A 15,534-nucleotide genomic window follows, 5' to 3' on the forward strand; every position below is an offset into this window, starting at 1 on the left:
TTGAGTTGAGTTGAGTTGAGCAGCAAATTCTAACTGTAGGCATTTTGGAAGCAAGGAGCAGTCAAGAATATATGCTTCTTTGACTGCTTATAAGCGAGCTATAAACAACTAATCTATTATAGATTTCCGTACTAGATTAGTTCTTTTTCGCCGCAGAGGAACGCTTAACTGGCGCCCTTTTAGCTTTAGTACTGCTGCTCGTAGTACCCGGTTTTTTACTCGCATAACGACGCTTTTTAAAGCTAGTTTCAGGAGACTTAACCCCTTGCAGTGACGTTGGTAATTGCGAGCCAGCTTGAGTGATCAGCTCATGGATTGATGTAACTAGCGGATCCATAAAGTTCTGGTATTTAGCCTCTTTACGACTGATAGCATCAAGGTTATTTTCCCATAATGCCGTCATATCAGGTGTCGTGGCACTTTGTGGCAGGCTATTAACTAAACCTTTACCCACTTCAGTTGCTAAAATAGACTTTCCTTGCCGTGTTAAATAATTACGCTTAAACAGCAATTCAATAATGCCAGCACGCGTTGCTTCTGTGCCTAACCCATCGGTATCTTTGAGAATTTTTCTAATTTCCGGATTGGTCACATAACGGTTAATCCCTGTCATAGCACCAAGCAGGGTCGCGTCAGTAAAGTGCTTAGGAGCTTGGGTTTGCTTCTCCAGCAGTTCACCACGCTCGCAAAGTAATACTTGGCCTTTCTTTAGTGCAGGTATGTTAGCGAGGTGCTCATCGTCATCATTTTTACTATCACTATTTTTATCGTTACCAGCAGACTTGCTTTGTTTTAGTAATTGCTTCCAGCCCAACGCCACTTCTTGTTTCGCTTTAGTTTTAAACTGCCCGCCAGCAATAATGACTTCAACTTGAGTCTCTTTATACAAATAAGCTGGATAAAACTGCATTAAATACTGACGTGAGATTTGTAAATAAAGCTGTTTTTCCACTGGGCTGAGGCTAGTTAAATTGGCGGTCTTTTCCGTAGGTACAATAGCATGGTGAGCATCGACTTTTTTATCATTCCAGGCTTTAGACTTGAGCTTGGCATTCGGCTCTTCACAGCCTGTAACAAGTTCGCTAGCACCGCTTAACACTGCTCTAATAACGCTAGGCGCTAAGCTATGCTGTTCTACAGGTAGATAACGACTATCAGAACGTGGATAAGTAATAAGCTTATGTTTCTCATACAGTGACTGACAAGTATCGAGTACTGATTTCGCACTCATACCAAAGCGTTTAGCTGCATCAATTTGCAACGATGACAAACTATACGGTAATGGTGCGTTTTGCTTTTTATCTTGTGCTAAGACTTTTTCCACCGTGCCATTCTGGCCGTTAATACGACCGACGACATTTTGCGCTAAGCCTTTAGATAATACTCGTCCCTCTTCATCCATATAAGGTCGACATGCATCACTTGGTTGCCATTTAGCACTAAATCGATCTTGCGAATCTGTTGCTAAATGCGCTAACACTTCATAAAAAGGCTTAGAAATAAAATCTGCAATTTCAGCATCACGGCGCACTACAAGCCCAAGTACGGGAGTTTGTACTCGGCCAACAGACAATACGCCTTGATAGCCCACTTTTCGTCCTTGAATAGTGTACGCTCGAGTCATATTCATACCATAGAGCCAATCGGCACGAGAGCGCGCTAATGCTGATGTCGACAATGGAATAAATTCTCGATTCGAGCGTAGCTGCCCCAAAGCTCGCTTTACGGCCTGCGGATTTAAATCGCTAATTAGCAAACGCTGTGCATTTTGTAACTTAGCGCCTCTTACCCCTAAATGCGCAATGATCTCATCGACCAATAACTGCCCTTCTCTATCCGGATCTCCAGCATTAACCAATTGGCTCGCTTCTTTGACTAAGCCTCTAAGCACGGCTATTTGGCTGCGCATCTTATATTTGGGTTTCATCTTCCAAGTATCGGGGACAATCGGTAAATGCTCAAACTTCCATGACTTATATTCTGGTGAGTAAGCATCAGGTTCAGCCTGTTCAAGTAGATGGCCCACACACCAAGAAACACAGTCTCCATTAGCCGCACGAATAAAACCATCCCCTTTCTTTAACGGTTTGGGTAATACATCGGCAATAGCTCGACCAAGGCTTGGTTTTTCAGCAATATATAAGATCATCGGCTTCAAAAAGATCACTGTATAAATTAACAGTAACTGTACCTTGAACCGCAATTAGGCGCAATTGAAACGCTCACTAAAATGAGGATTGTTTAGCGAAGCTTTTGTGTTTGCTCAAAGATTGTAAATTTTGTTGAGAACCATTCTCAACAAGTGATTTAATTTAGCAACAATTACAAGGAGAGATAAAAATGCTAGCCACACTAAGCAATCAAGGAGTTCGACTCGATAAGTTAATGCTGTTTCACTTGTTACTTGTCACCGCTTGGCTTTTAACCCTTTCCCCTCTAATCCATTTAACCGCTGGTGCAACACCACTAGTTCTTAGCAGCTTGGTTATTCCGTTAACCTGCATTAGTACCTTAGTTGGTTTAAAGCTAGGCCATAGATTTGATAAGCGACCAAGTAGCCTACTGTTTGTCAGCTGGATGTTGGTTTGGGCTGTGCATCTGGTTTAATGGTGCAAATAAAAAAGCCGAGTATTTGCTCGGCTTTTTTATTAATTAATCAAGTATCTGCAATTTAGCTTAAGGATGACAAACGTTATGCATCTCTAAGTTAGTACCAATATCTTTGCTACGATTGGCCTTAGCGTCGTCATTACGCAACTGGGTAATATAATCTAAGTATTCTTGGTTAACGTCATTGGTGACATATTTACCATCAAATACTGAGGTTTCAAAACGCTTAATACTTGGATTTTCTTGACGCACTGCTTCAATCAAATCAGGTAACGATTGGAAGATCATACCATCTGCGCCAATCAGTTTATTGATCTCTTCAACATCACGACCATGTGCAATTAGCTCATTGGTCGTTGGCATATCTATACCGTATACGTTAGGGAAGCGAATTTCAGGCGCTGCTGATGCAAAATAAACTTTATTTGCACCTGCTTCACGTGCCATTTCGATGATCTGCTCAGACGTTGTACCACGTACAATAGAGTCATCAACTAGCAATACGTTCTTACCCTTAAACTCAGCGCTAATGGCATTAAGCTTACGACGCACAGACTTCTTACGCTCTTGCTGGCCTGGCATAATGAAAGTTCGGCCAATATAGCGGTTTTTGACAAAACCTTGGCGATAAGGAAGATCCATATGTCGGGCAATCTCTAACGCGATATCACAAGACGTTTCAGGAATCGGAATAACCACATCAATATCATGATCCTCCCATTCTTTCTTAATCTTTTCACCTAACATAGTTCCCATGTTCACACGGCTGCTATATACAGAAATGTTGTCTATGGTCGAATCTGGACGCGCAAAATAAACGAACTCAAAAATACATGGAGCATAGCTTGGAGAGTGTGCACATTGGCGAGTGTATAGTTCGCCATCCAATGTGATATATACCGCTTCACCCGGTGCCACATCGCGCATAAACTCAAAACCAACCGCATCAAGTGCAACACTTTCAGAAGCAACCATATATTCGGTTCCCGTCTCAGTTTCGTGCTTACCTAGCACTAACGGACGAATTCCAAATGGGTCTCTAAATGCCACCAACCCCTGACCAATTATCATGGCAACAACAGCATAAGCACCACGTGTCAGTTCGTGTACCTGAGTCACAGCGTTAAATACTTCATCAGCACTTAAATCATGAGTGGTGGTATTTTGTAGTTCATCAGCCAATAAGTTAAGTAATACTTCAGAGTCTGAAGTGGTATTAACGTGACGGCGTTGTTTAACAAGACGCTCATGTAACTCAACTGTGTTTGTTAAATTACCATTGTGAGCGAGAGAAATACCAAAAGGAGAGTTTACGTAAAACGGCTGAGCTTCAGAAGCGCTTGAACTGCCTGCCGTAGGGTAACGCACGTGACCAATACCAGAGTTACCTTGAAGGCGTTGCATATGTTTTGGTTCAAAAACATCTTTCACCAAACCATTAGCTTTGCGTAATCTAAACGCATAACCATCAACAGTCACAATGCCAGCAGCATCCTGACCTCGGTGCTGAAGCACGGTCAGTGCATCATAAATGGTTTGATTAACCGATGTCTGACCTACTATTCCGACAATACCACACATGTGTGAGTTTCCTCATTGTAAGATGTTCTATTATTTAATATTTTTGTTTTAAGCGAGTAGATATCCGCCTAAAACCAAGTAATGCTTTAGTGCATTTTTATATTTTGGGTACAAAGCTTGAGGTATTTTCCACGTAGTCAAAGAACCACTGGATAACAACTCCAAATTCGGGCACGAGTGTAGAATCTTGCCACCAATCTGTGTTGGGTGCTCCGGTAAAAGCATCCATAAAAAACAGTATCGCGCTTACTATTAGGGCGCCTCTTAGCGCGCCAAAACATAAGCCAAGTACTCTGTCTGTGCCGGACAATCCGGTTTTAGAAACCAATTGGCCAATTAAGTAATTTACTAAGGCACCAAGAATAAGAGTTGAAACAAATAAAATGGCAATCGCCACCCCGTTTCGAACTAGTTCATCTTGCATCTGAGTAAGGTGATCGGCGAGTTTGAGATAAAACTGGCTGGCAATAAAAAATGCGGCAAACCAAACAACGAGAGACATGGCTTCTTTTACAAAACCACGGGCCAAACTTATCAGAGTAGAAAGTCCGATAACAATAATGATGGCGTAATCAATCCAAACCATTTAACAAGTAATCCAGCATAGGGTTTAAGACGGCGCGATTCTATCAGAGACAGAGTTATTTCTCACGTTTTCACGATGAAACAACCTTTTCTCTGATAAAGACAATCGCAATTATTTATTTTTCAACAGGATTGTAGGCAACGATACGCCCTTTCAGTTGAGTAAGCTTTTCAATATCATTTTGCATACGACTAAGTTTATCTTTAGACACATTGGGGCCAACGAAGACCTTTGTAAGCTGTCCATCAACAGGTTTTGTTGGCAAAGTATACGCACTAAAGCCTTTATTACGTAAACGGCTTACTAGCCCCTTTACGTTTGTTGCGTTGTTAAAGCTACCCAATTGAATTGTCCAGCCAGAAGCAATTTGCGCTACAGGCTTAGTTTCAGCTTGAGATTTAACCGCGGGCTTACTTACAGGTTTCGACGCACTTGCCGCCTCTTGCTCTGCAATATGCCAAGAGTCGTCTACAGCCTCATTAGCATCCGAGTCTTGCTCACCCCTTGATTGCAATTCATCTGCGCCAAGATCTAAAGTTTCAATCTCTTGCTCCGGTAATGTGCTCTCTTGGATCTCAGGTCTTAGTGGAATTTCAGCAAACTGCTCTTCTTCGCGCTGCTTTTTACCATCTAATATATCGGGTAAAAAAATAACCCCTAATGCCACTATCACGATGACACCAACCAGACGGTTTTGAAATTGACTAGACAAAGTCCTCTCCCTTATATAAATCTTTAAAACCAGCAACAGTGTAAAATGAGCCAAATACAATTACTACATCTTCGCTGCGTAATTGTGCTTTTATCGCCATCCAAGCCTCACTCATTTGATTAAAGGTTGCCGCCGTCACACCATCTGGAAGCATTGCCGCCAAATCGGTTGCCGATGCACCTCGTGGTACTGCCAAGTCACACAAAAACCATTGCTGAACGTCGCTCGAAAGCTCTTGTAACACTGAACGCGCATCCTTATCTTTAAGCATGCCGCATAATGCAAATAAACGCCCTTTGGGCATAGCTGCTAAGCGAGACTTTAGATACCGAGCTGCATGGGGGTTATGCGCAACATCAACAATCACTTTTGGCGAGTGACTTAAGTATTCAAGTCGACCTGCTAGCTGAGTTTCCCCAACCGATTTAGCCAGTATATCTGCGGATATACTCGGACAAAGGTGTTCTAGCACTGCAATAACTGTTGCTGCATTTGGCTGAGGTAAAAAAGGCAGTGGCAGCTGTGGTAAATCAAAATATTGACCTTGATAATGCCAACTTTGCTCGCTGCATTGATAACTAAAATCAGCATCCACTCGATAAAGCCTAGCACCGACTTTTTTTGCAACGGCTAACAATGATTCAGGACAATCTGGTTCACCAACAATCGCTGGCCGACCCGCTCTGAAGATACCAGCCTTTTCTGCGCCGACTAACTCACGGGTATCACCGAGATATTCTTGGTGATCTAAATCGATTGAAGTCACTACAGCAATATCGGCATCAATCAAGTTGGTAGCATCTAGACGACCACCAAGACCGACTTCAAGCAATACCACGTCCAGTTCCGCTGCTTTGAAAAGGTATAAACCTGCAAGAGTGGCATATTCGAAGAAGGTTAATGAGATCTCTGCACGAGCGAGTTCAATGGCTTCAAATGCTGCAACTAATTCAGGATCTGTAACATCAACGCCATTAATACGTACTCGCTCATTATAATGGAGCAGATGTGGTGAGCTATAAACTCCCACTGTTTGGCCAGACATAAGCATTGCAGCTTCTATCATGGCGCAAGTGGTGCCTTTACCGTTTGTCCCCGCCACAGTAACCACTTTAGCCAGACCTAATTCAGTTAAGCCCATGCGCGCAGCAACTGTCGATACGCGGGTAAGTCCCATATCAATTTCAGTTGGATGGATCGCTAATAAGTACTCTAACCAAGTATTTAGTGTTGCACCTTTTCCGGGTACCATTTGCATTAATGTGTCATTTTCAATCACTAAATTTGTCCATTTAAAACTGTTAAAGGGAGCTTCCCTGATGATGACTATTATTTATTTGTGGATCTTTTACCGCTAAAGCCCCACTGAAAACACTGTTTACCACGTTTTCTATTCATGATTAAAACTTGATTAATCAAGCATAAATAGTGGCCCAAGTGCTAACTTAGGCAATTGGTAACTTTCAGGGTAAGTCACATCAACTAGGTACAACCCATTTGGTTTAGCCGTTGCAGCTGCTTGGTTTCTGTCTTTTAACGCCAACAGCTGATCAATCCACTCGATTGGCTGATTGCCATAACCCACTTCTAATAATGAGCCAACAATATTACGCACCATATGATGTAAAAACGCATTGGCTTTAATATCGACACAAATGTACATGCCTTGACGGGTAACATTAACTTCATGTACGCAACGAAACGGCGTATTCGATTGACAATGAACAGCTCTAAAACTGGTAAAGTCTTGCTCCCCCAATAGGTATTGCGCTGCTTGGTGCATTTTTGTTTCGTCAATATCACCAGGGTAATGACTAACACCACCGCGTAGAATTCCAGGGCGCAATTGATGGTTATAAATCATATAACGATAACGTCGTGCAGTAGCAGTAAAACGCGCATGAAACTCATCATCAACAACTTTGACCCAACGCACAGCAACATTATCTGGCAGGTGAACGTTAACACCTAAAGTCCAAGCGGTATCTTTGCGTACTGCATTAGTTTCGAAGTGAACCACTTGTCCTGTTGCTGAAACACCGGCATCAGTGCGACCGGCACAATGCACAGCAATAGGTTCGTTGGCCACAATTGACAGCGCCTTTTCCAATCGCGCTTGTACTGTGTCAACTTCAGCCTGACGTTGCCAGCCGAAATATTGACTACCATCGTACTCTATACCTAGCACAACCCGCATTTCATACCTCTACACTCGGTTAAACTGCTATGTGACTGTCGTAATATTTCGTACAACAATCAAATAGCCAAAATCTAATAATTGGCGGCGATTCTAACATACTCAAGACAAACGATAAGTATAAAAAAGGCGCCATAGGCGCCGTTTTTATTAGACAATATCTACACTAACTCTTTGAGTAAGCCGACAGCTTCTGCTTGTTGACGGTCATTTCCATCAAGCTCTACTTCTTTTAGTAGCGCCCTAGCACTGTCGTTATCATCAATTTCAATATAAGCCCGAGCTAGATCCAATTTAGCATTAACTGAGTTTTCTTCATCATCTACATCAACCATAAGCGAGTTCCCCATCAATGAGTTAAGCTCTCCCATGTCAACATCAAGCTCTCGATAAAGATCAGTTTCCCCGCTATCTTCATCAGCTTCACTTAGCAGCATATCAATATCAATGAAGCCGTTATCTTTTTGGAAACCAGTTAAGTCATGAACTGGAGCAGGGCTTTTAGGATCATGTTCCACAAACTCTTCAGCATCTAACGCTGCTAATGCTTCATCCACTGTCATCTTGCTATCGTCGTCGAGAGAAAACTCATCGTCAGATAAATCAAGTGAACTATCGTCAACATCTCCGTCAGCAACTAAACCACGCAGCAACTCATCATCAGTTACCGAATCAAAATCTAATGCTGTTTCATCTTGTTGAGCGGAGGAAGTTTCAGACTGCCAATCTAGAGAGTTATTTCCTGCTTGTTTATGCCCTTTTAAGTCATCAAAGAACCCAGACTCTTTTTCGCTACTACTTGGATGTACTCTCGTTGTTTGCTCAACTTGTGGGTCTAAAAACGCGTCCAGTTCATCATCACTGATATTAACGCTAGATTTAGCATCAACACCTTTTGCTTCAACACTAAAGTCATCATCAGCTAATGAAAATTCAAGCATACCCTCGGCCTGACTTGGCACCTGCGTTTGCTTATCTTCTGCAGGAGTTTGTTCAGCACTTTGCGGGATATCTGATAAATCGAAATCGAGTCCATTTGACGCGTCTTTTAGCTCTGTAACGTTAACGTCTTGTTCAATGACAACTGTATCTAAAGTATCGCTTTGCTGATGAGCAATATTGTCTACGCCATCAGAACGGCTATCAGCGGTCTCAATTACATCATTAGGCGCACTGAACTCTGCAAGTAATGCATCTAATTCACTGTCTAAATCACTATCGAGCTTCTCTTGGGCAATTTCGTCTTCGTCATCAAGCTCAGCTGCAATTTCAAAGCCTAACTCAAGCTCTGCAGCCATTTCATCTGACAAAGCGTCAATATCTTTTTGCTCTTCATCGGACGTTTCATCACTTGTTAATGATGCTAATAAAGCGTCTAGCTCATCTGCTTCATTTACATTAACGTCTGTCTGTTCGGCAACAGATTCTGAGTCAGAACCGTCAAAACTGGCAAGCAAAGCATCAATATCATCGACTTTATTAGAGTCATCCTGCGCATCGATGTCCGCTACGGGAACAGAGCTGCCAACATGATTAAAGTCGTTCTTATCAGTAAGCTTTGACTCTGCAGACTCTGATTCTGTTTGCTCGCCAAAGCTAGCAAAAAGCGCGTCAAGATCTTCATCTTGTAGCTCTGCATCATTATCAACTACCGATTCTGACTCTACAGTCATCGGTGGCTCATCAAAACCTGCGAGTAACGCGTCTAAGTCATCATCTTCAGCTAAAGTATTTGTTTCAACTGAGGTGTCTGATTTTACTCTAGTCTCTGGCTCATCAAAACCTGCAAGTAATGCGTCTAAGTCATCATCTTCAGCTAAAGTATTGGTTTCAACTGAGGTGTCTGATTTAGCTCTAGTCTCTGGCTCATCAAAACCTGTGAGTAATGCGCCTAAGTCATCATCTTCAGCTAAAGTATTTGTTTCAACTGAGGAGTCTGATTTAGCTCTAGTCTCTGGCTCATCAAAACCTGTGAGTAATGCGTCTAAGTCATCATCTTCAGCTAAAGTATTGGTTTCAACTGAGGTGTCTGATTTAGCTCTAATCTCTGGCTCATCAAAACCTGCAAGTAACGCGTCTAAGTCATCATCTTCAGCTAAAGTATTGGTTTCAACTGAGGTGTCTGATTTTGCTCTAGTCTCTGGCTCATCAAAACCTGTGAGTAATGCGTCTAAGTCATCATCTTCAGCTAAAGTATTGGTTTCAACTGAGGAGTCTGATTTTGCTCTAGTCTCTGGCTCATCAAAACCAGCCAATAACGAGTCTAAGTCATCAACATCTGAGGATTGAGCTGCGGCATTAAACCCTTCAAGCTCTTCAGCTTGATCTTGTTCACCCATCGCTTCAGCCCACAAATCATCGAGCGATTGGCCTTCATCTTGGGTATCTTCAACAACGATATCTTGTTCGTTATCTTGCGTAGCAATTGCATCTTGGCTTAATACACCAGCAGCCGCTATATCTTTTAATGGGTCGTTGCCAGCCTCATCTTCAGAATCAAGATGTACGGCAAGATCATCGACGTCATCAGTTTTAGGAGTATTTTCTGGCGTTAACGCTGCAGTTTCAGATTCTTCATTTGCAGTCTGTTTATCCTCTTGCTCCGCGTTAGCATCATTTTTGCGTCTAATAAACAACCAGAACAGTCCTATAACTACAATAGCGGGTAACACTGCACCGAGCGTCAGTAATAATGGATTATCCATTATGGTGCGCCATAGATCAGATGTTGGTGCTGCTACCGGCTCTTTCGCTTCTGCCGCTTGTATTTGCTGAGCTTGCAGCTGTTGCTTAAGCGCCTCAGTTTCTGTCTTCGCATCTTGTAGTGCTTGCTTTAATAAAGCATTTTCTTCTTTAAGTTCACTGATTTCATCTTGAAAAGCCGCGGTATCAGAAGAGCCAACAACAATCTCATCACTGGCTCTTGCTAATTCGTCAGTAAGCTCTAAGTTTTTTGCTTGAATAGCCTCTAGTTGACGAGTAAGCATATCAACTTCCTCTGACAATTCAGCAATCAGCGGATTTGTTTGCTTTTGTGCAGCAGTTGATGAGTTGTTGGCTTTTGGCGTAAAAGTTGGGCTGGTAAGCACAGGCTTAGGTTTAACAACCTCATTACTAGGCGACCACTTTTGATCGTTTTGCTCAGCACGCTGCTTAGCATCTGCTTGCGAAGTTTGCAGCATAAGCTCTTTACTTGGCACCAACAAAATCATCCCGCGTTCTAAGCTGTTATAATTTTTGCTGGAAAAAGCATGGGGGTTGGCATCAAAAAGTGCCGACATGACTTGATAGACAGTCACACTGTTGTCAGGTTTTACAGCTTGAGCAATACTCCAAAACGTATCAGCTGAAGTTGTAGGGCCATATTGGCGTACACCTTGAGTATTGTTTTGGTTAACAGCTTGATTACTGACTTTTACTTGGCCATCTGGCCCGGTAATTTTTAATGGCTCTGCAGCAATCGCTGAGTTAATCGAAGGGGTAGCAAAAGCCACTATTGCAGTAGCTATTAAGCTAACAAGACATGAAGTGCGAAAGTTCATCAATCCTTCCCTTTAAAGCACGTTAGTGTCACCACCCTGGTGACGAGCTTTAGGCAATTGTATTTATTGAGATTACTATAAACTAGATTCTAATGCCCTGCTACTGTTCACATCTTTAAAACATAAAAAGCCCGCATAATGCGGGCTTTTTAATCACTAGCTTGGGTTTTAAACTAAAAATTAATAATAATCTCTAATCAAAACTTCTGCGATTTGAACACTGTTTAGTGCAGCACCTTTACGAATGTTATCAGATACAACCCAAAGGTTAATGCCGTTTTCGTGTGAGATATCTTTGCGAATACGGCCAACATAAACAGGATCGCTGCCAGCACCTTCAGTCACTGCAGTAGGGTAATCTTCATCACCTTCAAATAATTCAACACCTTCAGCACCACGTAATACAGATTTAACATCCTCAGCATCTACTGGTTGCAAAGTTTCTAAATGAATCGCTTCTGAATGCCCATAGAAAACTGGAACGCGCACGGCAGTTGGGTTAACAACGATGCTGTCATCACCAAAAATCTTTTGCGTTTCCCACACCATTTTCATCTCTTCTTTGGTGTAGCCATTGTCCATAAATTTATCAATTTGTGGTAACACGTTAAACGCAATTTGCTTCGGATAAGTTTTAGGTTCAACTGGTAAACCTTGCAGAAGCTTAGCGCATTGCCCTGCTAGCTCTTCAATCGCTTGCTTACCCGAACCCGACACAGATTGGTAAGTTGCCACGTTAATACGTGAAATACCGTAAGCATCGTAAATAGGTTTGAGCGCAACTAACATTTGAATAGTTGAGCAATTTGGGTTGGCGATAATATTACGATTTCTAAAGTCAGCAATAGCTTCTGGATTCACTTCAGGGATAACTAACGGTACATCGATGTCATATCTAAAGTGCGAAGTGTTATCGATAACGACACAACCATTTTCAGCAGCAATAGGCGCCCATTTTGCAGAAACGTCACCGCCTGCTGAGAAGAAACCGATTTGAGCCTTTGACCAGTCAAAGGTATCTACATCTAAAATTTCGACCTGTTTACCGTGGAAGCTGACCGTATTACCGGCGCTGCGGCTGCTGGCTAATGGATATAAATTAGCAATCGGAAAGTTACGCTCTTCGAGGATCTCAATCATAGTTTGACCCACTGCGCCCGATGCACCTAATACGACAACATTAAATTCCTGCGACATAATTACAGCTCGACTCCTGAAAACCCTAAATTGGATAACCAATTTACATCAGTTTGCCCCATGTTGCCTACCTTTAATGCGCTAAATTCACGGCGATGAGTGTGATTTTTTCTCATATGATCAAACCCCTGGTTATTTAGAAACATTTTTCTAAATAATTCATCATCATCGCGCAAATCATAAACAAATCTGGCTAGCTGCAATAATGACTTTTCTTCACTAAACTTCAGAACATTAACTTGTTCGCTCCATAAAGCAGGCAGCAGTGAGTCCATCTGTTTATCAGCATCAAAGCCTAAGACTTTTGACAGGTTTTGGTACAACATATAAGTGCCGCGAGCCTTTCCCTCTAGAGAATAGCCTGCAATATGCGGCGTACAAAATTCGATATAAGGAACAAGGTCTGGCATAGGGTTGGGCTCACCCTCCCAAACATCGAGTACCACTTTTACATCTTGGCGCTGTTGCTTAAATTGGATTAACGCGCGGTTATCAATGACCTCTCCGCGGCAGCAGTTTAATAACCAAGTCCCTTGTTTTAAACTATTGAGACGGGCTTCATCAAAGAGGTACCAAGTTTTGTGCGTACCTTTTTTAGTAATCGGTACGTGTAAACTAATGACATCACAGGTTTCAATAAGAGTATCTAACGAAACAAACTCACGATCGTCACCTCTTTCAGCCAAAACAGGGTCATTAAGTAACACTTCAATGCCATAGGCCCTAAGGCATTTGGCAACAGCGGAGCCTGTATTACCGGCTCCAACAATCCCCACCACTTTACCTTTTAACGGACTATTAAAGCGTTGTGCCAATTCAAGCATTGCGATAAAGGCAAATTCTCCCACAGCGGTGGCATTACAACCGGGGGCATTGGAAAACGGAATATTGCGACTTGCAAGGTAATCTAAATCAATATGGTCAGTGCCTATGGTGGCACTACCTACAAACTTAAGTTTTTTATTTAACCCAAGTAACGCTTTATCAACTTTAGTGACTGAACGCACTAACAACACATCGGCATCTTCAACTTGCTCAGGCGTTAACTCCCTGCCATTTATGGTTTCAATTGAACCTAAATCACCAAACAACTGCTGAACATACGGCATATTTTCATCGGCAAGGATTTTCATTAATGTTTCCAGTAGGGGGATAAATACTTATGCGGCTTATTGTAACAAGATGAACAATCTATTCGAAACAATGGATTAAAAATAATTACTCAATCTTACTCATCACAACATGTAGAAGATTTGAGAACAAAGTAAAGCAATAATATTGCTCACCTAATCGCGTAACCGATTGTTAGATAATACTTTCTATCAAAGCACTATATAACGCGGCCATCACTTAAATAACGCTCAGTAGAGGGAAAATATGGGATATTGATAATTAGCCATTGCCATTGGGGCTGAGGTCGTCGCGACATTAGCACTTAAAGCATACGATGGATTTTCACATTCAACGCCAAGTACAATTTGTGTCATTGGTTACGCCATTGCATTTTATGCATTGTCACTAGTTCTAAAAACCGTTCCTGTTGGCATAGCTTATCCCATCTGGGCCGGAATGGAGATAGTACTCATTGCCGTAATTAGCGCAGTGCTCTACAAGCAAGTTCCCGACTTAGCTGCAATAATTGGTATGCTTTTAATTTTGGCCGGAGTGGTGGTAATTAATGTCTTTTCCAAAACGGTCAGCGATTAAAGATGAGTTATCCTTCGCTAATGAGCTAGATATCGACATGTGGCAATACAAAGCACAAAAAAAGGAAGCCTTAGCTTCCTTTTTCAATTATGCATAACGTAAATAAAATTACTTGTATTTACGCATCACCAGTGTCGCGTTTGTGCCACCAAAACCGAAGCTGTTGCTCATCACAGTATTAAGCTCTTTTTCGGTCATTTCAGTCACAATAGGCATACCTGCAGCTTTCTCATCGACATTATCGATGTTAATGCTTGGTGCGATGAAACTGCTTTCCATCATAATCAAACTGTAAATCGCTTCGTGAGCACCTGCAGCACCTAACGCGTGACCAGTCAAAGACTTAGTCGATGCGATTGCTGGCAGATTATCACCAAAGGTTTCACGCAGTGCTTCAAGCTCACGCATGTCGCCTACTGGCGTTGATGTGCCGTGAGTATTGATGTAATCAATTGGTGTATCAACATCGGCAAGTGCCATCTGCATACAACGAACCGCACCTTCGCCCGATGGAGCAACCATGTCATAACCGTCAGATGACGCACCATAACCGATAACTTCAGCGTAAATTTTTGCGCCACGTGCTAGAGCATGCTCTAGCTCTTCGACTACAACGATACCGCCGCCGCCTGAGATAACAAAACCATCACGGTCAACATCATAAGTACGTGATGCTTTCGTTGGCTCATCATTATACTTAGTCGATAGTGCGCCCATAGCATCAAAGCCCATGGTTAGCGTCCAATCCACTTCTTCTGAACCACCGGCAAACACCATGTCCTGCTTACCCATTTGGATAAGTTCAACAGCGTGGCCAATACAGTGTGCACTAGTTGCACAAGCTGAACTGATTGAGTAGTTCATGCCTTTAATTTTAAATGGCGTTGCCAAACATGCACTCGCTGTGCTCGACATAATACGTGGCACGATATACGGACCTACGCGCTTAACGCCTTTTTCACGTAGTGTATCTGCAGCTTGAACCTGGTTTGCTGAAGATGCGCCGCCTGTGCCTACGATAATACCGACACGTGGGTCTGAATACTGCTCTTCAGTTAAATCAGCATCTTTAATCGCTTCTTGCATTGCAATGTGTGCATATGCTGCTGCATTACCCATAAAGCGCAGTGCTTTACGGTCAATATATTCTGATGGGTCAATCTTAATGTCGCCCCAAACATGACTACGCAGCTTCATTTCTTCAAACTGATCTGAGTGGGTAATACCACTACGACCCGCTTTTAATGATTCAGTGACTTCTTGCTTGTTGTTACCGATACTTGACACTACGCCAAGTCCAGTGATCACGACTCTTTTCATTATTAACTTTCCATTCTGTACATCTAGTACCAATTTTGCTGCACCAATGGTATCGCTTTTCATCCATATAAGTGGTCAGCTT

The 15,534-nt window shown here is 42.3% G+C and carries 12 protein-coding genes; 2 read left to right on the forward strand and 10 right to left on the reverse strand.

Annotated features, from left to right (window positions below; genetic code table 11):
- Window positions 1–136 precede the first annotated feature (136 nt).
- Window positions 137–2,149 carry a DNA topoisomerase III gene (locus AB4298_RS20030; protein WP_371988128.1) on the reverse strand — a complete coding sequence of 671 codons (2,013 nt, stop codon included), beginning with the start codon at window positions 2,147–2,149 and terminating at the stop codon, window positions 137–139.
- A 191-nt stretch (window positions 2,150–2,340) separates the two neighbouring features.
- On the opposite strand from AB4298_RS20030, the gene AB4298_RS20035 reads away from it, so the two are divergent.
- Window positions 2,341–2,607 carry a hypothetical protein gene (locus AB4298_RS20035; protein WP_371988129.1) on the forward strand — a complete coding sequence of 89 codons (267 nt, stop codon included), beginning with the start codon at window positions 2,341–2,343 and terminating at the stop codon, window positions 2,605–2,607.
- A 69-nt stretch (window positions 2,608–2,676) separates the two neighbouring features.
- On the opposite strand, the gene purF is transcribed toward AB4298_RS20035, so the two are convergent.
- From purF to AB4298_RS20075, 8 genes are all read right to left on the reverse strand, one after another.
- Window positions 2,677–4,191, reverse strand: a complete 1,515-nt coding sequence (purF, locus tag AB4298_RS20040; RefSeq protein WP_249000180.1) for an amidophosphoribosyltransferase — start codon at window positions 4,189–4,191, stop codon at window positions 2,677–2,679.
- 97 nt (window positions 4,192–4,288) lie between these two features.
- Window positions 4,289–4,777, reverse strand: coding sequence for a CvpA family protein (locus AB4298_RS20045; RefSeq protein ID WP_249000181.1), 489 nt, complete (start codon window positions 4,775–4,777; stop codon window positions 4,289–4,291).
- A 115-nt stretch (window positions 4,778–4,892) separates the two neighbouring features.
- Window positions 4,893–5,489, reverse strand: a complete 597-nt coding sequence (locus AB4298_RS20050; protein WP_249000182.1) for an SPOR domain-containing protein — start codon at window positions 5,487–5,489, stop codon at window positions 4,893–4,895.
- Window positions 5,482–6,747: a bifunctional tetrahydrofolate synthase/dihydrofolate synthase gene (gene folC / locus AB4298_RS20055; RefSeq protein ID WP_371988141.1), complete on the reverse strand. Its 1,266-nt coding sequence runs from the start codon at window positions 6,745–6,747 to the stop codon at window positions 5,482–5,484. The genes AB4298_RS20050 and folC overlap by 8 nt, the downstream gene beginning before the upstream one ends.
- Window positions 6,748–6,900: 153 nt before the next feature.
- Complete coding sequence (gene truA, locus AB4298_RS20060) at window positions 6,901–7,686, reverse strand: tRNA pseudouridine(38-40) synthase TruA (RefSeq protein WP_249000183.1); 786 nt, start codon at window positions 7,684–7,686, stop codon at window positions 6,901–6,903.
- A gap of 161 nt (window positions 7,687–7,847) precedes the next feature.
- The gene (locus AB4298_RS20065) at window positions 7,848–11,228 is read right to left on the reverse strand and encodes a FimV/HubP family polar landmark protein (protein WP_371988130.1); all 3,381 of its coding nucleotides are present in this window, start codon (window positions 11,226–11,228) and stop codon (window positions 7,848–7,850) included.
- 180 nt (window positions 11,229–11,408) lie between these two features.
- On the reverse strand, window positions 11,409–12,425 hold the full coding sequence (locus tag AB4298_RS20070; RefSeq protein ID WP_249000185.1) for an aspartate-semialdehyde dehydrogenase: 1,017 nt from the start codon (window positions 12,423–12,425) through the stop codon (window positions 11,409–11,411).
- A 2-nt stretch (window positions 12,426–12,427) separates the two neighbouring features.
- Window positions 12,428–13,558, reverse strand: a complete 1,131-nt coding sequence (locus AB4298_RS20075) for a 4-phosphoerythronate dehydrogenase (protein WP_249000186.1) — start codon at window positions 13,556–13,558, stop codon at window positions 12,428–12,430.
- Window positions 13,559–13,823: 265 nt separating this feature from the next.
- On the opposite strand from AB4298_RS20075, the gene AB4298_RS20080 reads away from it, so the two are divergent.
- The gene (locus tag AB4298_RS20080) at window positions 13,824–14,132 is read left to right on the forward strand and encodes a DMT family transporter (RefSeq protein WP_371988143.1); all 309 of its coding nucleotides are present in this window, start codon (window positions 13,824–13,826) and stop codon (window positions 14,130–14,132) included.
- A gap of 108 nt (window positions 14,133–14,240) precedes the next feature.
- Here AB4298_RS20080 and fabB read toward each other — a convergent pair whose 3' ends face one another.
- Window positions 14,241–15,452, reverse strand: a complete 1,212-nt coding sequence (gene fabB / locus AB4298_RS20085; RefSeq protein WP_371988131.1) for a beta-ketoacyl-ACP synthase I — start codon at window positions 15,450–15,452, stop codon at window positions 14,241–14,243.
- Window positions 15,453–15,534: the final 82 nt, after the last annotated feature.

This window comes from Shewanella sp. 10N.261.52.F9, assembly GCF_041471165.1.
Classification (GTDB): domain Bacteria; phylum Pseudomonadota; class Gammaproteobacteria; order Enterobacterales; family Shewanellaceae; genus Shewanella; species Shewanella marinintestina.